Below are 21,443 nucleotides of genomic sequence, written 5' to 3' on the forward strand. Positions count from 1 at the left end.
TCGTATTACAGAGCAAAATAGTCGCTCGGCAGACCCCTGTGTTTTGCGCTAGTTTGTGCCTCGGAAGAAGTCGACCGTGGTGCGAATTCCTTCTTCAATTGACACTTCAACGTTCCACCCCAGCTGTTGCTCTGCCTTGCGAGAGTTCAGGCAGGATCGGGGGACGTCGCCAAGCCGGGCCGGTGCAAACTCAGGCTGATCCACAGCATCGGCTGCTGCCGCCACCATTGTGTGGAGCTCTCGGTCACTAGTCTCCACACCAGTTCCGATGTTGAACCTCTCGCCATTCGGAGCATGGAGCCAAGCAAGATAGAAGGCGCGCGCTACGTCCTTGACGAAGACGTAATCACGTGTGTTACCGCCGTTACCAAACACCTTGGTGGGCTGAGCATTGAGCAAGCGCTCTGCAAAGATGGCCACCACGCCGGCCTCACCGTGCGGATTCTGACGCGGACCATAAACATTCGCTGGCGCGATAAACGCGCACTGCAGCTGTGGGTACAAGCGACAGAACATGCCTAGGTACAACTCCCCTGCTGCCTTGCCGGCCGCATAGGGCGATTCCGGCATGACGTCATAACACTCATCGACGGGGAAGGTCTCAGGGCTACCGTAAATCGAACCGCCAGACGACGTGTGGATGATCTTCCGCACATTGTGCTTACGCGCGGCGTTAGCAATCTTGACGGTGGCGACCACATTAGTTTCGCAATCTTCCTCTGGAGCTTCAACCGACTTGCGAACGTCAATCTGAGCAGCCAGGTGGAACACTACATCAGTTGGAGCCTGTGCAAAGTGCTTATCAAAATCGAAACTACGAATATCATCCCGGAAAATTTCAACCTTTCCGGAGGCTAGCGCGTCTGAAAGGTTCTCCTCGCGCCCCGAAGAGAAATTGTCCAGTACGTCGACATCGTAGCCTTCCGACACTAGGAGATCTACCAAGTGCGAACCGATGAATCCCGCGCCACCAGTAACCAATGCCTTCATATTGTTACTGCCCTTCTAGAAGTAGATTTACCTTATTGACAAGCCTAGTCGAACTGCAGAAAGCAGCCTACGTAAAGAGATGAGCTGTTCTTCGCTCAAGTCGGCCTCAATCACAATTTCATCCAGCCCAAGGTCTTCAGCGAAAAGCACGCCCACGCCGATAGTTGGGACGATGTCGGATTCGTACCTCTTGAACATAAAGCTATTGGTTCCGATGGCCAAGGACTTCATCGTTCGAAGAGCGCCGTTGAATTCATGATTCGGCAAATCGTAAATTGCAGGTTTCTTCACATCAGCAAATCCATCGAGCTGATCGGATACTGTCCCTGAAAAGGTTCCAATCGGAAGCCCCTTCGGATAGTACTCAATCGGGCCAATCGACGATGACGCACTTTCCGTGAACTCTCGAATCTCGTACGCGGTGTTGGGGCCAATCCTTCCAGGAAAGGTCATCTCGTCGCCCGTCCACGGGGAGAAAAGTAGAGTGAGAGCAACAGCGCGACGATCGGGATGGATAACGCGGGGAGCATGATCTGCGGTGAATGCCTGGGCTGGCGGGAAAGCATCATACTCGGTCCGTTCCCACACAAGGCTGAACTGTCCAAGCGAGTTTGTTTGCTGCGTGAACTTCATCTATTTGACTCCAAAATAGTGTTGACCAAGTACATAGCTGCCAGCTGGCAGTTCAAAATCTTCACCAGAATCAATTAGCCGAACGCTGAAATCGAACTTCGAGTCCGCGAAAATAGCAGACCCCTGTAGAAGCTCTTGCGAATCCTGATTGGCCGAGGCATCACTGGGAAGCACTACTGCAAACATGTCGGGGCCTATCTTGCTCTCAAGCATCTTCGCTAGCGACTCCATCCAGCTTGCTTCCGATTCGTCGGAATCAGGCCGCGCAGTGAAATCGAGACCTCGTTGGCGCAGCCGGACAAGGTCTGCGAAGCTGGCGTGTCGCACCTCAGCGACGTGAGCAGCACCTACGCCTTCCAGGGTTACCAAATGAGAGTTTACTTCGCCATCCCATCCGTCTTGGGGAATTACCTCGTCAGACAGAACTTCAACAGTGCGCTGGCTCAAATGATCCGGCAAATAGATTCGGGCTTGCTCAATCAAGGCGTCACGGCCCTCAATCTGTGGCCAAGCACCCTCAGAGCTTCGCTGTTCCTCGAGCCTCTTCTTGGTCCAGTTGTTGAGATTCCAATTAAAGAAGGCAAGCGCTGAATTAGCGGCCGACGCCTGGTTCTTGTTGTCAGTTACCGTGACCTGTCGAGAGTGCTGACGCCGCAGAGTCACTGGCTTTCCGGTATGACCGAGCTTCACGCCGGAACGAAGCATCCTTAACATGATGTTGTTATCAACACCACTGGTTAATGTTTCGTCATACCTAAATCGGCGAAGCACATCCGTCCGAATAAACCAGGTACCGTGCCCCGGCGCCGCGCCTTTTTCAAACGCCGTGTAGACAGCGGGAATCATCGAAATTTGAAGTTCCAGCTCTCCGGTGTCATTTTGAAAGTTGAGGAACGACCCAACATTGCCGTCGAGACCTTCATCGAGCGACGCCAAGTGCCATTCAAGGCGACGAGGATGCAAGATGTCATCATCGTCGATGACGGCGGTATATAGGCCCTTCGAAACATCAAGTGCCTTATTTCTTGCAGCTGAGATACCTTGCTGTTCTTGGCTGAAGTACCGAATCCGCGAGTCGTTGAAACTATCCAGCACTTCCTCGAGATTGTCCGTTCCGCCGTCGTCCACGACGACGATTTCAAAGTCCTGGACACTTTGGAATAACGCAGACTGAATCGTCTCACCGATGATGTCAGCACGATCCTTGGTGGCGATAGCAATCGTCACCAAAGGAGCTGCATCTTCCGGCCTGTACTGCCAGTTAAGGAAGTTTCGGACGAACGTTTTGTCGTTGTATACAACGTTGCGGTTCTTCTGGACTGCCAAAACTCCTTCGGGAGTCTTCGCGACCACCTTGGCTGTCGGTGGATGCCACATGTGGTACATCCGGACTTGAGGATCCTCGATCCACATCGTCTTGAATCCAGCTCGGCGAGCTCGCTGGGCAAAGTCCAAGTCCTCGCCACCATAGGTGTGAAGTCTTTCATCGAAGCCTCGAATAGCCTCAAAACCAACGCGTGAAATCGCCATCATGCCGCCCATTCCCCACCGGGGACGCAGCCTGCTTGCGGCTTCCATCTCAGCCCACGCGTCTGGGTTCTTATCCACCCATTCATCAGTCATATGCTCAGGCAGGTCTCTACACTGCAGAAAGAACGCTGAGTTCGGGTTAGATTTTGCTACCTCAACAATTCTCTCGAAAGACTTCGGGGAGAAGACCATATCGGCATCGGTCGACACGAGGATATCGCCCTTTGAAACTGCAAATCCTGCGTTGAGAGCGCGAGAACGAGACCACGGTCCATCTGTCTCGGTATACACGTATTGAATCCCGAGCTCCTTCGCGAGCTCTTCGCTTGCATGGCGATCGACAGAGCCGAAGTCAGACAGCACCACTTCACCTTCGGCAGTTCCGAACGATTCTTTGATACTGGTAACTGCCAGTCTTAGTCGTCGAATTCCCCAATCACGAAAACCAATGACTACCGATACGTCCACGGCTATACGTCCTCTCCGACAATAGTGACCCGATTCAATCCCTGGTTTGCCAAACGAACTCCTAAACGAATGTCAGAGATAGCATCCGCCAAGTCCTTGGCAGACCAATTCGTAATCTCAACAACAAGGTCCTCGGCGCCGCTATCCCACGTAAATTCCCTCAGCCGCGCCCAACCGGTAACATTTCGCGTTCCGCAGTAGTGGAAATAGGTCTTCAGCCCTGGCGACCAACTGAGATTAGTTTCAACGCCTGAGTCCGAATTCATCGCGTTTCTACTATTCGAGATGCGGACGATAAAATCTTTTGATTCAAGTGGGCGAAGTGTTTCCACAAGAACAGAAAATCCCTGCACACCAGCAGGGATCCTAAACTTTTTCTTCAAGAGAGAACCTTAAGTATCGAAGATGGCGACTAACCGAAAGCAACATGCCTAACACCGCGAAATTGAGAGAATTCCGCCGCGATTAGTGTAGGCGGCTTGAACGACTTTAGCGGAAAGAAACCGTACTCGCAGTGGTTAACTCTGAGAATTACGACACTTGTTGCGCTACCCAATGATAGAAACCATCCGCATAATGGTATTGCGCCGGTCCCCACATATGCTCGGCGCTTGATACGCAAAGTTCAGTTGGAACCTCGAGGACTTTGAGCCCAGTTTCTGCCGCGCACCCGTAGTAGCGGGCGTAAAGCTCATTCCACTCTCTTGCCGACCGGCTATTTGTCTTGGGCACTTCTCCCCCATCGTCACTTGCATCTGCAAACAACACTCGGAGAAGCACAGCGTTCCTCTCCTCTAGTTTTAGAGCAACATTCTTCGCCGCGGCTTCAAATAGTGCGAAGTGTTTATCGGAGCCGAATTCGATGAGAGAGCCGTGCGGAGTATGGCTCAGCCAGCCTGAATGATTCAGTTCGTTCAGCCACGTGACGTAGCCTCCAGACTTTACTGGATACACTCCTAGCCGTTCATCAACCAAATCGAGAAGAATCAGTTCGCTCTTTGAGCCCAAGACACCATCAAGAGCTCTAGATTGATAGTCAATTTCAACCATCTTTTTCTGGAAAGCGCTGGTCAGCTTAGACTCTACCGATGGAAGTGGGACTGGAGCTGACGTCGAAGAAATCCACGACGAGCGGGCATAGTAACGCTCAAGAGCGAATGAATCAGAAGCTACTCTGACTACATCTCGAGCGACACAGCTGCCATAGACAGAGACGTCTTGCACTACAAATCTCCTTAAATTTTGGGTGCCGCTACTTCGGGGAGGCTAGCTGCTCTCAAGAATTCGTTAAAGCACTTAAAGTTCCCAGGCACCGCTTTCAAGGAGCCGAAGAAATCAGCCTTTTCCAAGATCTCCGGAACTGTGAGCTTCTCCGCCTTTTTGATGTCTACAGAGGGCAACGACAAGGTCTCTGTGAGCTCTCGAGTCCTCTCATCATGGGTAACCCACACAGAAGGAACACCTGACAACATGGATGCCATATTGGCGTGGAACCTCGTCCCTACTGTGCCCTTGACCAGTTCTGTATTGAAATCAATCCACGAATCAAAGTGCCTAAAGAGACGGTAATACGACCGAAAAAAACCGGGCACTTTCGCTCCGAGTTCTGCAAGAAACTCAAGTTCTGCCGGCACCTTTGGGCTCTCTCCTGCTAGGAGGGAATCGAGATGGAACTGATGCACCCGCGCGTTTGCTGGCTCAACCAAGAAGTAGTTCTCCCGCACAGCTTCTCGGACTAGGTGTTGATCCGCGCCCCTCGAGTAATCAGTTACATTCACTGCAAAGCTTCCATCTGCAGGCCCCGACAAGGCCTGGGAGAGCTTTTCGAATGCATCGGGCTTCGAAAAATAACTTGGGCACCCTGTCACGAAGACATTGTCAGCCTCACGCCCTAGCACACGGCGAACTAGCTCAGCTGTGTAGTCTCCACGCACCGAAATTGCTTGAGCCTTGTCAACAATCTTCTTCAAGCATCGAATTCCCTCGTCCGGAAGCGCATCCGCGGACAGTTTCTGCCCGGACTTAGCCTGCGAGCCCATTCCGAAAATAACGATCGGCTTGTTGTAGCCATCGAGAGCTCGGGCGAAATAGTCATACCGCTTCCGCATTATAGGCGAGAAATCCCCAACTCGGAAGAAGTTAGCCATCGTGAAAATCAGATGGCTACAGTTCTCATTGACGAACTCCCGAAAATTTCCAGAAGGGGTCAACTTACGCCACGAAGGATCCAAAACCGACATTGTGTTATGGAACATATTGTGGGGCGCCAAACCATGAACAATGTTCCCTGAATTCTCCGGAGTTTCCGACGGAAACTGAACAGGAAGGTGGGTCCTAATTCCGTTTGTTGCAATAAATGCATCCACTGTGGGGCTCAACTTTCTACCGTCATGCGGGGGGTCGAATAAGCAACGCATGGCTCACTGTCGCCATTTCGCTTCTCAAAGACTCTGAAGATAACACTACCGCCGGGGAAGTTCTCCCAATCCCACGTATTTTGATTGCGGTACCACTCCATCGCGTACTCTTCGCTTCCGCGATAAAGCCTAACGGCCAATTGCGTCCGACGCTCTTGCGGGGCAACTGTGAACCTTAAGACTCCGTTTTTCCAGGTGTAGCAATAGAAGTGCCTACCACTATCGAAGCTTTCTCTCGAGAAGTTCCTCAACATTTCAGCGTAGACGAGGCCCGTTTGATTATGGTTTGACTCAAGCAATTTCATCACGGCGACATCCACCTGGTGCGACTTCAAGAAGCTAACCATCCCAGGAACGTGTGTCTTTGAGTGATTGTCGCTATCTCCAACGAGTATGCGGATCTGCCCTTCAAACGAGCTAGGTGCCGTAGCAAACGTCAGGACACGGTTGAGCCAATCAACATCATCTTGTGTTCGGCCACCCGCCATATACCTGAGAATTCCTGGGTGCGGTTTCCTCAAAAAGTCTCCGATGAAAAATTGTGGCGCTGCAACCATGACGGTTCCGAAACCAAGGCGAAGTCCATGGAGGACTGCAGCGGTACCGCCCTTAGACGAGCCAAAGAAATAAACATCGTCTTTTTGCGCTCCAGACTCAGCCACCACGCTTCTGACAAAAGCCTGCACTGCATCGGCAATCTTCAGGGACCTTCCTTCGCACAGGTAGTAGCTTCCCTGCTCACGAAAGTCATCCAAAATGAAGTACTGAGTGCCCGTGAAATTTTGGAGAGAAGACTTGTAGTTAAAGGTGATGTCTCCGACTCTCGACATTGCCGAAAACACAAAGGCCACCTCAGGGGTAGTTCCCGGCACTTCTAGATAGTGCACCGGCAATTCACCTGGGAATTCCTGCACTTCCTGAAGGAGCCCGACAGATCTGTCGTTAATAACAAACCCCTCAGATCGCACTGTAATCTGAAGCGTTACCTCACAGCACTCGCCGAGATGGATAAACGTCGTGCTTTGACCGCTCGATTGGGCCCTGAGCGCTGAAGCTGGCAGCCCAGCAAACTCAACTTCTCCGACGCGTTCGCCTTTCCCATTCAATAGTTGGAAAAAACGCCCCTGCTGAACAACCTTGAGGTCAGTTTGGAGAGCAACTGCAAGCTCCGAAGACATCTCCGCGGAATACAAAACACTGAATGCCTCATGCTTTTCCGTCTTGTGGCCAATTCCGCCGCGGATGTGACCTCCAACAAATTCGCGATACGTACCTGGTTGGCCGTAAAATCCGCATTCAGTTGGATCTGCTATGGCTTCTACTTCTTTATCCTGCGTTTGTAGAATTGCCAGCTCCGGTATGGACTCTCCATCCACAGGATGAGGCAGAGGCCCGCTAGAACTCGCTAACTCAATTCGTAGGTCGTGCTCTCTAATCTTCATTTCTCCACATCCATCGTAAGTCCACGAAGCGAAGCTGGACGGTTAGGCTTCAGCCACTCTCGAAGCATAACTCCGTGACAGAACATTCCATCAGGAAGCGCAAGTGTGACGTGACATCTTCCCGTTCCAGCGCTAAATGAGGAATAACGGAAATGGCCGACATAGGGGTTCTCGGAATATGAAAGCCCTTCGCATTCGATCTTTTCATCCACAATGTGTCCGGCAGCATCTCGAATCTCGAAGGAGAAAAGATAGTTCTTCCTATCGATTCCGGACGGCGCCGAATAGTCAACCTTAAGCGTAAACCTTTGCGCCGGAGAGTCGAGCTCCCAAATCTGCCATCCAGCCAACGTCTCGGAACCGCTAGCGAGTGTAACTGACTGCGGGAAAGAAACAATATCTAGGCCGGGGAAGGCCTTTCTAAACTCATTACTCTCAGCAGGCGGAAGGTCCTTCACGATATCCAATGCGCGCGTCAGGCGTTGGCTAAAGGAACCACTGGTCGACGTATCTTGGTCGGCAGACCTAGTCCAGAAAAATGATGGACTTCTAGAGTCCAACACGACTGGGTTATATCGATCAGCAACATTGTGGCCTCCTTCTAGTGACGGCCCCTCAAATGTTCCGTCAAGAGTACGGCGATAAACGTATGTCAGACCAATACCGATCATTGGGTGATGGACTTCTCGCGGGCTGATAAAAGTTTGCCCATCCCATACTGCAGTGAAGCCTCGTGCCAGGGAAATCACCATTCCCTGAAACTCTGGCTTCAAATACTTTGACATGTCTTCAAAGAACCCAGCACCGAGGACATCGTCGTCGTCTAGTCTGAATGCCCCAATCATTTCCCCGTCGGCGAAAGTATCAGACAGTAGTTCTTGCCAAGGTGTGGCACCATCACCGACAGGGCACTCGTCGAGCACGAGGAAGGGAAAGCGTTGGTGCGCTTCGATCAGACGATTCTTGTACTCTTCCGGCATATTGGAGGAGTAAGAAACAATATGCCGAATCTTATACTTCTCGGCTGCGCGTTCAAGAACTGGAAGCGAGTATTCAATCAGCATCTTGAGCCGAAAGGACATCCGCTCTTCCGAGTAGAGATAGTCAAAGTACTCAGAGGAACGCTTAAATCGATTCCCTGACGTCACTTTCCACTGTGTGGACCGTGGGTTAAAAAGACTAAACCTCGTATGACCGACAAAAGAAAAACTACTACTCATCTCATTCATTCTTTAGCTCCCGGGATCCACGGTTCAATCCCTTCTTCAACCTTTCCGAATGCAATATAGAGCACCTGTTTCCCAGAAAAATTGTCATCCATTGCGATTGGAAACTCAAGCAACGATGTAGGTGCCTTTTGATAGTTGCGTGGAGCCATAAATCCCCTTGGCAAAAAACCCTCACCTCCGTACCCTCTAGAAATACGCACGTTTGTGCCAGGGGCTCCACAGTAGATAGACATCCAAGAACTGCCCGACCGCACAACTACTTCACCCACCGAACCGATTTCGATGGTTGCTTTAGTATCCAGCAGGAATCGCGACACTGCGTCGTGAGCAGCTGGGCTGCCCTCGACAACATCCCGAATCAAAAACCTCCGGTTTCCATTCCATGTAATCGTGCGGTGCGTTTGAGTACTGCGGAATTGTGTCGTACCAGCAACTTGAAAGCGGTCCCAAGCTTCGACACTCTTAACGGACATCTTGGCATCAATCAACCGTTTACCAGGACCGAATGCAACCACCTTTTCGGCAGGAACATCATCGTACTCAGTAAAGAACAACCCCGAATGGCCAAGCTGACCGCGCAAGCTCACTGCAACCTTGTCATTTCGATCGTAGGAGGTCAACCCACCATCTTGAATTAGTGCGTTACCGTTATGCCACAGGTAGACGGACGTATCGTCAATCTGCTTGTGAAAAACTCCGCGGAAGCCGCATACAAACGAAAAGAACGTGTCGTGACTTGACGCGATTTGAAGCCCGTTCTCCTCCGAGGACCAAAAGCCATGCTTAGGGCTGTATCGAGATTGGCTTGAGAGGCTCGCGTCGCCCAATGGAGGTACAGCTTTATTGGGCAGAAGCATGTGGCAATAGGCGCTCAACGCCAGCTCATAAAGGCTCTCGAAATCGCGTTCTGCTCCCCCACCAGCCCACTCTTTAAAGGCCATAATATCTTCGAGCAGCCGAAGGTAAAACGCCTGGTAAACCGGAGTGTTTTCATTCGCGACGCCGTCCGTGCCAAGAACCTTCTTAAGCGTTCCAACTAGAAAGTTGTTTACAGAATTCTTCCCTTCCTTCCATTCAACATCGGGAAACAGTTCGAAGGAATGCAGCATCGCAATACCTAGCATTACGCCGTGATTGTTCGGTCGTAGAAGTCCGTAGCCTGCGACGACGCGATAAATGGAAGCAACAAGGCCGCTAAGGGCTTCGACGTCAATAGTTCCGATTGAGCCGTGCCCGTCAATGGACAACCAAGAACGAATGTCGCACAAAGTCCGCAGCTGTAGAGCACACTGGTGGTCAAGGCTGCCGCTAAAACTGCCGCCAAAATCCTGAAACTCGCTCCGCAGATACTCTGCAAAGTCCTTCAAAATGGACTCGACAGTCGCAGTATCACCTTTCTCCAGGATAGGAAGCAGGTAGCGAAGCGAGTTCGTCCACAAGCGCGTTGAGTCTGAGTCCTTCGCGAAGGTAGAAGTGAAGTCTACCGTCGGAGCATCTATGCGTAGAGTCAGTGCCGCGCCGTTGGGCATGACTACGTCCCACTTCTCCTCGTTACCATCGACCTTCCAACGGTCCGGTGAGCCGTCAGGAAACTTTTGCCAATAATCGGAGACATTTACCAATTTCTAACCCCTCAAGTAAAAGGGCGGAACGCGAACTAGGCGCGAACCGACTTCATCAGCTTCTTGATCTGCGGCCAAACTGAGTCGATTGAATAGAGTTCACGAATCAGCTCGCGGCCGTCAGCGGATGCGTCTTCCAAATTGGTGCTTCCGCTAAGAATCTTTCGCAATCCAGCTTCCATTGCCATTTCATCTTCGAAAACCCATTCTTTGGGGTAGCCTTGTTCGGCCCCGCGCCAGTTAAGGGTCAGGCCTACACCGCCAGCACAATAGCCTTCAGCCACTGATACCTGCATGCCCTCGAAATCACTCATCGAAATGACAGCAGCGACTTCAGATAGCTCGCGCTTAGTATCTACCCATCCGTGCTTTTTCACGGAAGAACCTAAATCGAATTGCGCAATCAGCTCTTCACATTCCTTGAAGTACTCTGCTTCTTCCGGCTTCTTCCACACCCACTCGAGGTCTTCGGGCTGCTTACCGTAAACGTGAAGTTCAAGATCTGGGTAGTCATTCTTCAAGTGCGCGAATAGTTCGATCGCCTTCTTGAATCCCTTAAGCTTGGGAACTGTTCCGACCATAGCAATCTTATTCAGACGATTCTCGGAATAGCTTCCCTGCTCATAGCTATCAACGTCGATCGCATTCGGAATTAGCCAAAGCTTGTTTCGCGGGAAATCAAAGCGGTCTGCGATGTCCCCATAGATATGGGGAGCAATCGAAATGATCGCTGAAATCTTGTCCTGGTTAACTTCCGTGCCATAGTCGGCCACAATCTCAGAACGGTGAGCTCGTACCACCATCCGCTGGTCACCACGAAGCTTCTTCGAGTACCACACAGCCGCGCCAAGCAGCCACTCCACCCAGACGAAATCAGCCCAGTCCAAGAGTTCCTTTGAACGGCGGGCATCATGTGCCTTGTGTCCGTCCCATTCATCAATCCGTACTGGGAACTCTGATTCCATGCACTCTTTGATTGCTCCCATGAACTTGAGATCATGCCCGGCAATCAAGACGCGCAACTGTACGGCTTCATTAAACCGTTGGTGGTCATGTGCTAGAGCAGCGTCAATCAACTCTGTATAGCGGGATTGGAAGGGAAAGCTCCGCAAGCTCGCCTTATGCTTTCGACAGAACTCAGAAAAGCGTTCAAACGCTTGCGAAGAAATCTCTTCCGACCGGAACCAAACGAATTGCCTCAGGGCGTACTGAACTGCTGAGAATCCGTGCTCAGCAACGAAAGAAATCCCCAGTTCAGAGAGGTTCTCTTCCACTTCGTTCCACGACTTCACAAAGTCTTCAAACTGAGCCGAATTCAGTTTCTGCGTTACGGATTCTTCCCCGACTGAGTTACGCACATAAGTACGCGATGGAACTGCACGATATCCAATTCGATTACTTGCCAGGAGTACCTCAGACGTAAACTTGATGTCTTCTCCGATGCGCCGATCTACATCGAAGCGGATATTGGCCTCATTTAGAATTCGTCGCTTCATGAAGAAGCTACAAGTCAAGCTTTGATGCTTCGTAATGGCTCGAACTCGTGACTTGGGGTCCCGGATCGCGTCCCACTTAGGGATTAGATCTCCTACTCGTACGCTTCCGTCGCCCATCCGAACCTTGAGCGACGTCCGAACGACGTCGTAGTTGTATTTAATAGCTACGCCCAACGCCTCTTCAATAGCTTTGGGCTCTAGGACATCATCGGAGTCGAGAAAGTAGATCCACTTTCCGCTGGCATTCTCGATGCCCTTGTTCCTTGGCGCAGCTGCCGATCCAGAATTCTGCGCCAGCTTCAGGACCTGCCAATTCGGGAATCTGGCGGCAAAATCTACAAGCCGGTCATAAGTATCGTCCTTAGAACAATCATCAACAAATACGACCTCACCGTTTACGAGGTTCATCGTCCGAACAAGAGAATCAAGGGTCTCGGACATCTTGTCGATTGAGTTGTACGTGGGGATAACGATTGACAGATCAGGGTTCGACATGGAAGTCCTTAAACGAAATAAGTAGGTAGTTCTTCACCCGACAGTGCCTTCACCAGCAGCGAAGTCGGCAAAATTGCATTAGGAACGAGCTTAGATTCGGAAACGGAATAAAGCTCCGCCCCCGCCTCCGCGAAGCCAATTTGACCATCGAAGTAGGAGTTGTGAAGTTGAAGCTCCTCAATTTCATCGTCGCTCGGGAAACTCTTCGAAGAATCGAAAAGAATGAACTCTGGAGTATCAATAAAGCTTCGCGTCCGGAATTCGTGGTTCAGGATGCTTCGCTCATTAAGCACATTGACTCCAGGAATATGCTGTTGCAGTAGCTTGAACTCAAGGCTCTGTTCGCAGTTCGTTGAAACAATGACCAGCAATTTGCTCAGCGATTCTCGCTTCTCAAATTCTTCAAGAAGCTGATCCCATTCATCGCTTGTCGATATCCGTGCAACCACCGTCGGAGTTTGGGAATACTTCTGGAAGTTCAAGCCGACAGTCTCCAAAATCTGCTCAGCTCGATGGGAATAGGTATTTCGCAGCGCAATGTTCAGTGCCTTCCGCTGCAGATCTCGGTATTCGCTCTCAGTGAGGTTCTTGAGTCGATCCGGTTCGGTATCGGCATAGATCACCGAGTCTCCGAAGAATTCTCGGACTCCCCTTGCTTCGTTCGAAAGAACAACTGATCCAGACGCGGCGAGCTCAAAGACCCTCCTAGCAAACATGGTCTTTGATTCAGTCACGGTATTCATTGTGATACCGAATCGTGCTTGCTTATATGCCTCTGCTGTCTTCTCGTATGGGATTGCTTCGTGCGTGAACTTCTCGAAACGCTCAGGATAACGATAGATGGGATTCGGGCTGTCCTTCATCCGGTCATAGATGACCAATTCATATCCCGCATCCAAGGCTTGATCCATAATTTGGGCCTGGGCTGCGCAGCGCTCGGGATACATACCGTACCAAGTACCCGCGAAATTCACGCCGCCCTCAGAGGAACTACCGATTGGGTTGAAAAGCTTTGGCTGTACTGCAAATGGCAACACCCCTACAAAGTTTGCCCCGACGTCCTTCTTATACCCAGGTACGCATTCCTCAGCGGTGGTGAAGACGTAGTCGAACAAACCGGCCGTGCGGGCGAAGTCATTGATCCTGTCAGCGAAGTGAGTCGGATCCTCCTTATTCCAAAAGACCGTTGGAATCTTATGCTCGTGGCAATAGTCAAGGATTTCTAAAAGTACTCCACGATTCTCTTTAGGCCACCGAATGGAAGCGTAAATCTTTCCTTGCCACGGATGTTCCTTGGGGCTACCGCCTTGCCATGCCGATTCACAGAAAAACAAACGCGGCTTATGCTTTTCGAAAATCATCCGCCAATTCGAAGGGGTGAGTCTGAACGTCTGGAATTCATGCTGGAACGAGTGGTACGTAAAATCATCAGCAATCATTGCAACTGGAATCTCCGTTGCAAATGGTACGCCTGCAGCCCTGAACGAAAGACCTTCGTCTTGTGGAAGGTAGTCGTCTCCACCCGTGCGGGAATCAATCCATTTCTTGGCAGCTTCCCCCACGATTGGTTGGTTGCGGCGCGCTTCTACTGCTTTATAGGGACCGTTATTAGCAGGAGCCCCCGTACGGCGCGCCTTGGGATCAGCAGCGGGATTTGGAGCCAGCTCCACCTTCTTGATTACTGATTTCACGGCCTCGCGGGGAAGCGCCTGCAACTGCTTTGCCGAGACAGACAATGACCGAACTTGAGATTCAATGGTCCCAAGAGTGGCCGTGCTTCCTCCCAGCTCTCGCACCACCCTTTCGGTGGCGAGCTTGCTCCGGCTAACTGCTCGACCAAGGTTCAAGTCACCCGCGTAATTTGACGCCTGTGAAGCAAGAACAGCGGTTCCAGCGAAAAGAGCTGGTCCCCATTTGTCAGTTATCATTCGAGTAGCCGCGATGGCGCTAGCTGAAGAAGCCATAGTAGCCGCAGCACGGAAAAGGGAACTCTTTGACGGGCTTTTCACAAGTACCTTCTAGCTCGGGGGGCAATAGTCCCCTTGAGCTTACACGAGCCGATTTGGATTATCTTTCTGCACAGTGACGCACCCCATTAGTAAAGTTTTCTGCTTAACGATTCATTCCCCATGGCATGTTCACGGCTCCACCACTCTTGGCTCGAAGCATCAATGGGGTAGATTTAGATTCTCAAGCGTTTGCAGATCGCTACGCATCGCATCACGCTGTTCTGTTGCGAGGTGCTACTACGCCGGTGAATACGATTCGTTTCGTCAACCAGAAGGAGGGCTTCATGGCTAAACGCGGCCAACATCGCCTTGAAAAGAAGCGAAATATTGGTTCAGCACAGCAATCAATCTATGAGACCCTCGTCGTGTCTGAGCAGTCTGGCTCGACGCTTCTGGTCGATGACTCGAAACTTCACGGGCTTCAACCCCGCCCCAACTTTTTGACCTACCTCAAGCAAATCTGGCGTCGCCGCTTCTTTATTTGGTCTGAGGCTAAAAGTAAGTCGCTCAAAGATGGCCAAGATATGTTTCTAGGCAATCTGTGGATCATTCTCAATCCACTCACCCAGGTTGGAATTTACGCCCTCGTTTTCGGAATGATTCTAAAGACTTCGAGGGGAATGGAAAACTTCATTGGATTCCTTGTTATCGGAGTAATCTATTTCGGATTTCTCTCCCGTGGCATAAACTCTGGTGTCGATTTGATCAAGGCCGAGAGAGGGATGATTACGTCATTCCAATTTCCAAAGGCCTCCCTCGTAATTTCACACACAGTCAGACAATTCGTCGACAACGTGCCGCCGGCGATAATTGGAATTTGTATCGCATTACTCTTCCAACCACATAAGCTCCCAACATGGAGCCTACTACTGGTTCCACCCTTATATTTCTTGCTACATATCTTTAACGCTGGTGCCGCCTTTTTCATCGCTAGGAGCACCGCTTTCGTTCCGGACCTTCGAGGAATCGTGAACTTAATGATGCGAGGCCTCTTTTTTGTCTCCGGCGTATTTTTCTCAATCGATCGCTTCGACGGGAACCCAAAACTGAAGCACATCGTAGAGCTGAACCCCCTCTACCAATACCTTTCGGCATTTAGAACCTGCGTCCTTGAAGGCCAATCGCCGAGCCTGCACGTATGGCTTTACCTAACTGCGTGGTCCATGTCCCTGTTTTGTGTTGGCCTAATCTACTTCTGGAGAGCTGAGGAGCGTTATGCCAGCGTCAAGTAGCCCAACTGTTGTAGTTCGCAATGTGTCAAAGACTTATAACGTTTATCCTGGTGGCTCAAAAAGGTCTCTTTTTGGCGGCCGCAAGCGGATTGAAGTACATGCACTCAAGGATATTTCGTTTGTAACCCGTGCAGGAGAGTCAATTGGTGTACTCGGACGAAATGGCTCGGGCAAGTCCACACTGATGTCCATCATTGCGGGAAATGAATCACCCACGCAGGGTTCAGTACTCGTATCGGAACAACCTACGCTACTTGGCGTTTCCGCCGCGTTACAACCCAACTTGACCGGTAGGCAGAATGTCCGTATCGGATTGCTCGCCATGGGGCTCACTCCAGATGAAGTAGCTGAAATTGAGGGGCCAGTTGCCGATTGGGCTGAAATTGGCGATGCTGTAGACCGCCCACTCATCACCTATTCATCCGGAATGAAGGCGCGATTGAAATTTTCGATCTCGACGGCAGTCCGGCGCGAAGTGCTCTTGGTGGACGAAGCCCTCTCGACGGGAGATGCCACATTTGCTGCTCGAGCTAAGGAACGAATGGATTCCTTCCTCGAAAATGCCGGCACCGTGTTCTTAGTTTCGCACGGGCCCCAGGCGATCAAGCAACATTGCAATCGCGCTATATGGATTCATGATGGGGTTATGATCGCTGATGGCGACGTGGATGAAGTTGCTGACGCATACAGGGCTTGGAGCCATTTTGCTGCTCAAAAGAACCGAGAGAAGGCAACCAAGGTTATGGACCGACTAGCTAAGCAGTTCGTTCCGCCAAGAATCATTTTGGATTCAGAAGCCGCTACGGATCTTGAGGCGATACGGCAACGAAGCGATAGCTAGTCACCTTGCAGCTATAATCGTCCCCCGGAACACACGGAAAACTTCTGAATGGAATGTGTAAGCCTCTCTTCTAGAGCTACACTTTGAATTGGAGTCCATCGTTTCATTGAGCAAGCATGCTCACAGAAGGTCCAGGCACTTGGCTTGCCTCCCTCATCCCATCACAGTAAATGTTTTTCCTGGCCAATCCTAGCCCTCGCCTGTCCCGCCCAATCGGTTATAGAGGTTCTTCATTTTCTCTGCGTTGTGCTCCCACGTGTGCTCCCGAAGGAAATCACGGATTGCAGGTGTCAAAGTCATTTCACTGCTCAGTGCTTTCGTAATCGCTGCTGCGATAGAGCTCGGGTCCTCAGGACGAGTGTAATACGCAGCCCCTGCTGTAATTTCACGCAAAGCGGGTAGATCCGAAGCAACAATAGGTACGGAAAGACTCATTGCCATCAAGGGCTTGATTGGAGTTACATTTCTACAAACCGTCTGATCTTTGCGTGGCACGGCAAACGCATCAAGCATTACGTACCAATCACGTACTTCGGAGTGAGGCTTTCGACCGACGAAATGGACTCGTTCTTCTAGCCCCAGTTCTTCAGTCAATTCCTCAAGATATGGACGCTCGACGCCATCGCCAACGATTACCAGCACAACAGAGGAATCTAGGTATTCCAATGATTTAATGAGATCGTCGATGCCTTCATACGCCACCAGCGAAGAAATAACACCAACTACTTTTGTGTCTTCAGAAATCCCGAGTCTCTCTCTTAGGACGCCTGGGCGTAGATCATCCGAAGAACTAAAAACATCGATCGCGTTCGGCACCACAGTAACCTTTTTCGGGTCAATCCCACGGTCAACCATTTTGCCTTTTGAGACTTCGCTCAGAGCAGCAACTGCATCGGCGGCCTTCATAGCCTCCAATTCCTGGCTATGCATGCCGAGATAATTTTCCGACTTCGCTCGTCTATGCCTTTCCTGCTCTGTAAAGCGACTTAGCCACGTGTTTTCGGGCTCTCCCCTGACCTCATAGATCCAGGGAACCCCCAATATCTTTGCAGCTCTAGAGACAACCAAGGCATTGGTGAATGGAGTCGTAGTATGAAGAACCGTCACTTTCCGTTCTTTGGCCGCAGCAACGAGAAGATCAACCGCAGCTTCCTGGCGGGCTTGTTCCGACCGTGGCAAAACAGACGGCAAACTTCGTACGTATTGATTTCCGTCAACAATTGAAGATGCCATCTTTGTCAGTGACCCAATGACCCATGGATACCCAATCCGAGTCATACCAATTATCTCCAGTCCACTTTGACGCAGAGAAGTCATCATTTTTTGTGTCCTGATGGTATACCCAGACTGGGTGAAGGGCAGAGAGTTATTCAAGAAGTAGAGGACCCGAGTAGGCCTACGAATTTCTGCCGGTTCTGAGCTCTGGAATTCTTGATAGAGGAGGCTTCGCTCACCTTCAATCTTTTCGCGGAAAGCGATGTAGGCAATGCGTTTCCACTTCGGCAGCCGATCTATGGCCTCTATCGCCTGGGAATATTCACCAGCATCAGCGAGCGCACGAGCCTCTTCTCGCCTAGACTTTTGTAGCCGTTTTTGCAGAGGGAAAAGAATCACGGAGAGCTTTGGATACCTCTGTCTGACCTTCTCGGTCACCTTTTGAAAAAATTGGTTGGGATCTTGACATGCCTGCCAAAATAGGCCCGTAGCCCAAACAAAGACCATTTGACAAATACCTCGATTGCTAGGACACATCCGAAACAATCTTCTCCAAGAAATCTAGGAAAAGGCGCGGGGCATACGTGAGGCGCTCATTTCTCACCCATCTCGCCGCTTCAGGAGAGACTCGTAGCCTCGTTCGGTCACGGGCAAGACCTATCCACAACTCTGACAATGCCTTCGGGTTTTCGGGTTCAACAACGTCCCCAGCTTGCAATCTACACACCAAATCTGCTGTCTCACCCGCGACAGCCGCAGAAATGTGCACGCCGAATTCCATAAGTTCATAGGTCTTTGACGGAACTGCCCGTTCAAGAGGCTCCCAATCCGTCAAATGCACCAATCCGGTATCAGCCCACTGGTAGTAGTCCTCTAGTCTATCCGCCGGTCGCCGGTTCTCAATCGATACTGTCGCCCGGGAATCTCGCGCCTTTTCAATGAGTGCAGCTTTAGCTGCACCTGCCCCCACCAGTCTAAGACGAAGATCAATCCCTGCCTCCGCTGCCAAGTTTGCGGCATCAATTGCATTAGCTAGATTCTGGGCTCGTCCCAAAGTTCCGGCATAAAGGACATTCAGCTTCGCATCCGATTGCGCAGATCTCCCCTCGACTTCCTTTACAAACTTTGTTTCAGAGGGAAAGACGTTGCGAATGGTCAGAATGTCCTTCGTACTCTTCTTACCCAGAATCTTAGGATCGGTCAGCAGGTTCGCCCGCAGCCATTCGGAAGTGACAACGATCCCTGCGGCGCTTTTCATTACTCTGTAAAGCATTGTCGTCGTTATTGCCGAAGCCAACTGCAGAGGCCCTCTCGACAGTAGAGCTTCCCTAATTGATTGTTTCCCTAAGCTCTTGTTCCATTTGGAGGAAACACCGAGCAGGTCCGGCCACGCATCACGGAGATCGATGACGAACGGTGTACGAAACCTTCTTGCGACAAAAAACGTAGCGACTGCAGTAGGGATTGCAGGAACAGTTCCTACGACTATGTCTGGCTTCCAATCAGAAAGAAGCCTTCTTTTTGAAAAAACTAGTCCCATTGCGCCAAGAGCGACTGTAGCTTGGTTTAGTGCTTTGAGGGTCAACGAGGAGCCGTGCGGGATGTATGCGCTACGAAAAATTCGCTCGCCTGAACTACCAATCTCCGGGGCCGCATGTTTGCGCTCTTCTCGGCTCCTCCACCAGTCGCCAAGTGTGAGTTCGCGTTGGTAGTGAGGTGGAGGAGCAATTACCGTCACCTCATGGTGGGCGTCTCCCAAGATGCTGGAAAGCCACCCCCAGCGGCGCTGAGGCACGCCGTTCTCAGGCTTCCAGTACTGGGACACGACCAATACCTTCATCGTTTAATGCTCTCCAATCTCAGCGATTTAGATCGCTAAATCACTATGACACCGCGGAGAAAAATCGGAAAAGACATCTCCGCAAGATTTCAAGCTTAAACTATACGCGTAAACTCCAAACACTCAGGGCCACCGAGGGTTAATTCATCCGACCCACCAACCATTCATTTAGGTACAGTTGCCTAGACGAAGTGGCACTATCAGCGAGCTATCCCGACAGAGCCGAGTCGGACTCCTCCGATTTTTCACAGTGCACCATGGCCACGCTATTTAAGGTTGCGCCAGATACCCTTCGTATCAATAACAGTCTTACCCTGGAGTTTGGTCGTATCCAAAGCGACAAACTCCTTGTGGTTCACCAGCAAGAGAATTAAATCTGCTCCTGTGATAGCTGTGTCTAAATCCTGCAGCGAAACATTTGGGATCGCGGCAAGAGAATCTGGCAGTACATCTACGTTCGGTTCGACTACTCGAATATCCAGCTGCGGGTTCTCTTGCCCGAGCTGCTTCACAATGTTCAGCGACGGAGACTCTCGCAGATCATCAATATCGTTCTTAAAAGCAATGCCCAGCGCGGCAACGACGGTGTCAGGCTTCCCATCGAGCGCATCCTTAACCTTCTTAATCACCCACTCAGGCTTGCCATCATTAACATCGCGAGCCATCTTGATGATTCGTGCTTCCTCAGGTACCGAAGAAACGATAAACCACGGATCCACTGCGATACAGTGTCCACCGACGCCCGGGCCAGGCTGAAGAATGTTGACGCGCGGGTGATGATTCGCAAGCTCAATAAGCTCCCAAACATCGATTCCGAGCCGATCGCTAATCAACGAGAGCTCGTTTGCAAATGCGATGTTGACGTCACGGTAGGAGTTTTCCGTCAGCTTTGCCATTTCAGCAGTGGTCGCATTAGTCTGCAGCAGCTCAGCGGTGCAGAAGGTTCCGTACAGGTCACAGGCCATCTGTGTGCCACGGGGCGTCAATCCACCGATGACACGATCATTGTTCTCCATCTCTTCCATGATCTGACCCGGAAGAACACGTTCAGGACAGTGAGCAACAAAGATTGCTTTCTCATCATCTTCATCCAAAGAAAGGTCGGGCCTTAGCTCAATAATGTGCTGAGCCATTGCCTCCGTCGTTCCCGGAGGAGACGTAGATTCCAGAACCACGAGGGCGCCGGGACGCAGGTGCGGAGCCATGGCCTCGGCTGCAGCGTTAATGTACTTCGTGTCGACTTTATAGCCTTCACGGAACGGGGTGGGAACGCAAACAATGTAGGCATCCGCTTGAATCTGCTCCGCCTGCGCCTTTAAGTACCCCTCATCGACAACGCGCTTAAGCAGCTCTCCAAAACCTGGTTCAAAGAAGGGAACCTCTCCCCTATTAATCGAGTCGACGAAGCTGGGGTTTACATCGACGCCAGTTACTTTGACACCCTTAGAAGCGATGAACGCCGCAGTAGGGAGTCCAATGTAGCCAAGTCCAACTACACAAACTGAATCAAACGTGGTCATAGACTCTTGTCCGGCAGTCATTACGACCCTTTCTCAAATCATGCATAAGTACAAGTTTCTTCCATAATAGGCATTAAGTACACACTACGCTGAATCAAGCTTGGTGAATTCTTCTCCTCCAGAAGAGCTTGAAAGATTCTGCCACCGCCACTCAAGAAGCCCCAACAAATACGCTAGTTATACAGGCGATTTGTACCAAACCAATTCAACCCTATATAGTTAATCCCCGTTGCAGCGAGTAATACAAATTACTTAGCGAGCTGCAGATATTCCTCCATAGCTCAGTTGGCAGAGCATTCGACTGTTAATCGAAGGGTCACTGGTTCGAGCCCAGTTGGAGGAGCATATGAAGGCCCCTTCTACTAGAAAAATTTCTGGTAGAAGGGGTACTTACGTTTTTCGCTTAGGCGGCGACTGTTTTGGGCTTAAGGGGCTTAAGGGACATTTCGTGTGGATTTGCGGCG

At 50.9% G+C, this 21,443-nt stretch carries 16 protein-coding genes and 1 tRNA gene; 3 read left to right on the top strand and 14 right to left on the bottom strand.

Annotated features, from left to right (window positions below):
* Nucleotides 1-48: 48 nt before the first annotated feature.
* The 11 genes from HMPREF2781_RS02235 to HMPREF2781_RS02285 form a co-directional block, all read right to left on the bottom strand.
* On the bottom strand, nt 49-990 hold the full coding sequence (locus tag HMPREF2781_RS02235) for an NAD-dependent epimerase/dehydratase family protein (protein ID WP_070644019.1): 942 nt from the start codon (nt 988-990) through the stop codon (nt 49-51).
* A 27-nt stretch (nt 991-1,017) separates the two neighbouring features.
* Nucleotides 1,018-1,623: a hypothetical protein gene (locus HMPREF2781_RS02240; protein ID WP_070644022.1), complete on the bottom strand. Its 606-nt coding sequence runs from the start codon at nt 1,621-1,623 to the stop codon at nt 1,018-1,020.
* Nucleotides 1,624-3,621 (bottom strand): glycosyltransferase family 2 protein, encoded by a 1,998-nt coding sequence (locus HMPREF2781_RS02245; RefSeq protein WP_083308500.1) that lies wholly within the window; start codon nt 3,619-3,621, stop codon nt 1,624-1,626. It lies immediately after the preceding gene.
* 2 nt (nt 3,622-3,623) lie between these two features.
* Nucleotides 3,624-4,004 carry a hypothetical protein gene (locus HMPREF2781_RS02250; RefSeq protein WP_141750559.1) on the bottom strand — a complete coding sequence of 127 codons (381 nt, stop codon included), beginning with the start codon at nt 4,002-4,004 and terminating at the stop codon, nt 3,624-3,626.
* A gap of 148 nt (nt 4,005-4,152) precedes the next feature.
* A complete protein-coding gene (locus HMPREF2781_RS02255) occupies nt 4,153-4,845 on the bottom strand; it encodes a DUF6270 domain-containing protein (protein ID WP_141750560.1) in 693 nt (230 codons plus the stop codon).
* 11 nt (nt 4,846-4,856) lie between these two features.
* Nucleotides 4,857-6,038 carry a polysaccharide pyruvyl transferase family protein gene (locus HMPREF2781_RS02260; RefSeq protein ID WP_083308501.1) on the bottom strand — a complete coding sequence of 394 codons (1,182 nt, stop codon included), beginning with the start codon at nt 6,036-6,038 and terminating at the stop codon, nt 4,857-4,859.
* A complete protein-coding gene (locus HMPREF2781_RS02265; protein WP_210385990.1) occupies nt 5,996-7,414 on the bottom strand; it encodes a hypothetical protein in 1,419 nt (472 codons plus the stop codon). The genes HMPREF2781_RS02260 and HMPREF2781_RS02265 overlap by 43 nt, the downstream gene beginning before the upstream one ends.
* A gap of 62 nt (nt 7,415-7,476) precedes the next feature.
* Entirely contained in the window at nt 7,477-8,709 is a 1,233-nt protein-coding gene (locus tag HMPREF2781_RS02270) for a glycosyltransferase (protein WP_070644032.1), read from the bottom strand.
* Nucleotides 8,706-10,331, bottom strand: a complete 1,626-nt coding sequence (locus HMPREF2781_RS02275) for a heparinase II/III domain-containing protein (RefSeq protein ID WP_141750561.1) — start codon at nt 10,329-10,331, stop codon at nt 8,706-8,708. Before HMPREF2781_RS02275 ends, HMPREF2781_RS02270 begins: the two co-directional genes overlap by 4 nt.
* Before the next feature lie 35 nt (nt 10,332-10,366).
* The gene (locus HMPREF2781_RS02280) at nt 10,367-12,322 is read right to left on the bottom strand and encodes a glycosyltransferase (RefSeq protein ID WP_070644037.1); all 1,956 of its coding nucleotides are present in this window, start codon (nt 12,320-12,322) and stop codon (nt 10,367-10,369) included.
* Between the two features lie 8 nt (nt 12,323-12,330).
* The gene (locus HMPREF2781_RS02285) at nt 12,331-14,331 is read right to left on the bottom strand and encodes a CgeB family protein (protein ID WP_141750562.1); all 2,001 of its coding nucleotides are present in this window, start codon (nt 14,329-14,331) and stop codon (nt 12,331-12,333) included.
* 284 nt (nt 14,332-14,615) lie between these two features.
* Between HMPREF2781_RS02285 and HMPREF2781_RS02290 the strand changes: the two genes are divergently transcribed.
* Nucleotides 14,616-15,563: an ABC transporter permease gene (locus tag HMPREF2781_RS02290; RefSeq protein ID WP_070644044.1), complete on the top strand. Its 948-nt coding sequence runs from the start codon at nt 14,616-14,618 to the stop codon at nt 15,561-15,563.
* Nucleotides 15,564-15,585: 22 nt separating this feature from the next.
* A complete protein-coding gene (locus tag HMPREF2781_RS12120) occupies nt 15,586-16,404 on the top strand; it encodes an ABC transporter ATP-binding protein (protein ID WP_168163669.1) in 819 nt (272 codons plus the stop codon).
* A gap of 189 nt (nt 16,405-16,593) precedes the next feature.
* Here HMPREF2781_RS12120 and HMPREF2781_RS02300 read toward each other — a convergent pair whose 3' ends face one another.
* From HMPREF2781_RS02300 to wecC, 3 genes are all read right to left on the bottom strand, one after another.
* Nucleotides 16,594-18,057: a glycosyltransferase family 4 protein gene (locus HMPREF2781_RS02300; protein ID WP_168163670.1), complete on the bottom strand. Its 1,464-nt coding sequence runs from the start codon at nt 18,055-18,057 to the stop codon at nt 16,594-16,596.
* Nucleotides 18,058-18,145: 88 nt separating this feature from the next.
* Nucleotides 18,146-19,444: a glycosyltransferase family 4 protein gene (locus HMPREF2781_RS02305; RefSeq protein WP_246821755.1), complete on the bottom strand. Its 1,299-nt coding sequence runs from the start codon at nt 19,442-19,444 to the stop codon at nt 18,146-18,148.
* 281 nt (nt 19,445-19,725) lie between these two features.
* Nucleotides 19,726-21,000 (bottom strand): UDP-N-acetyl-D-mannosamine dehydrogenase, encoded by a 1,275-nt coding sequence (wecC, locus tag HMPREF2781_RS02310; protein ID WP_246821756.1) that lies wholly within the window; start codon nt 20,998-21,000, stop codon nt 19,726-19,728.
* Between the two features lie 249 nt (nt 21,001-21,249).
* Here wecC and HMPREF2781_RS02315 point away from each other — a divergent pair.
* Nucleotides 21,250-21,322 (top strand) — tRNA-Asn (locus HMPREF2781_RS02315).
* Nucleotides 21,323-21,443 lie beyond the last annotated feature (121 nt).

Source organism: Corynebacterium sp. HMSC062A03, assembly GCF_001811145.1.
In the GTDB taxonomy this organism is placed as follows: domain Bacteria; phylum Actinomycetota; class Actinomycetes; order Mycobacteriales; family Mycobacteriaceae; genus Corynebacterium; species Corynebacterium aurimucosum.

What these genes read in the sequence shown, in the direction of transcription:
- HMPREF2781_RS02280 (WP_070644037.1), bottom strand. Translation starts at nt 12,322, where the DNA reads ATGTCGAACCCTGATCTGTCAATCGTTATCCCCACGTACAACTCAATC.
- HMPREF2781_RS02240 (WP_070644022.1), bottom strand. Translation starts at nt 1,623, where the DNA reads ATGAAGTTCACGCAGCAAACAAACTCGCTTGGACAGTTCAGCCTTGTG.
- HMPREF2781_RS02270 (WP_070644032.1), bottom strand. Translation starts at nt 8,709, where the DNA reads ATGAATGAGATGAGTAGTAGTTTTTCTTTTGTCGGTCATACGAGGTTT.
- HMPREF2781_RS02260 (WP_083308501.1), bottom strand. Translation starts at nt 6,038, where the DNA reads ATGCGTTGCTTATTCGACCCCCCGCATGACGGTAGAAAGTTGAGCCCC.
- HMPREF2781_RS02235 (WP_070644019.1), bottom strand. Translation starts at nt 990, where the DNA reads ATGAAGGCATTGGTTACTGGTGGCGCGGGATTCATCGGTTCGCACTTG.
- HMPREF2781_RS02290 (WP_070644044.1), top strand. Translation starts at nt 14,616, where the DNA reads ATGGCTAAACGCGGCCAACATCGCCTTGAAAAGAAGCGAAATATTGGT.
- wecC (WP_246821756.1), bottom strand. Translation starts at nt 21,000, where the DNA reads ATGACTGCCGGACAAGAGTCTATGACCACGTTTGATTCAGTTTGTGTA.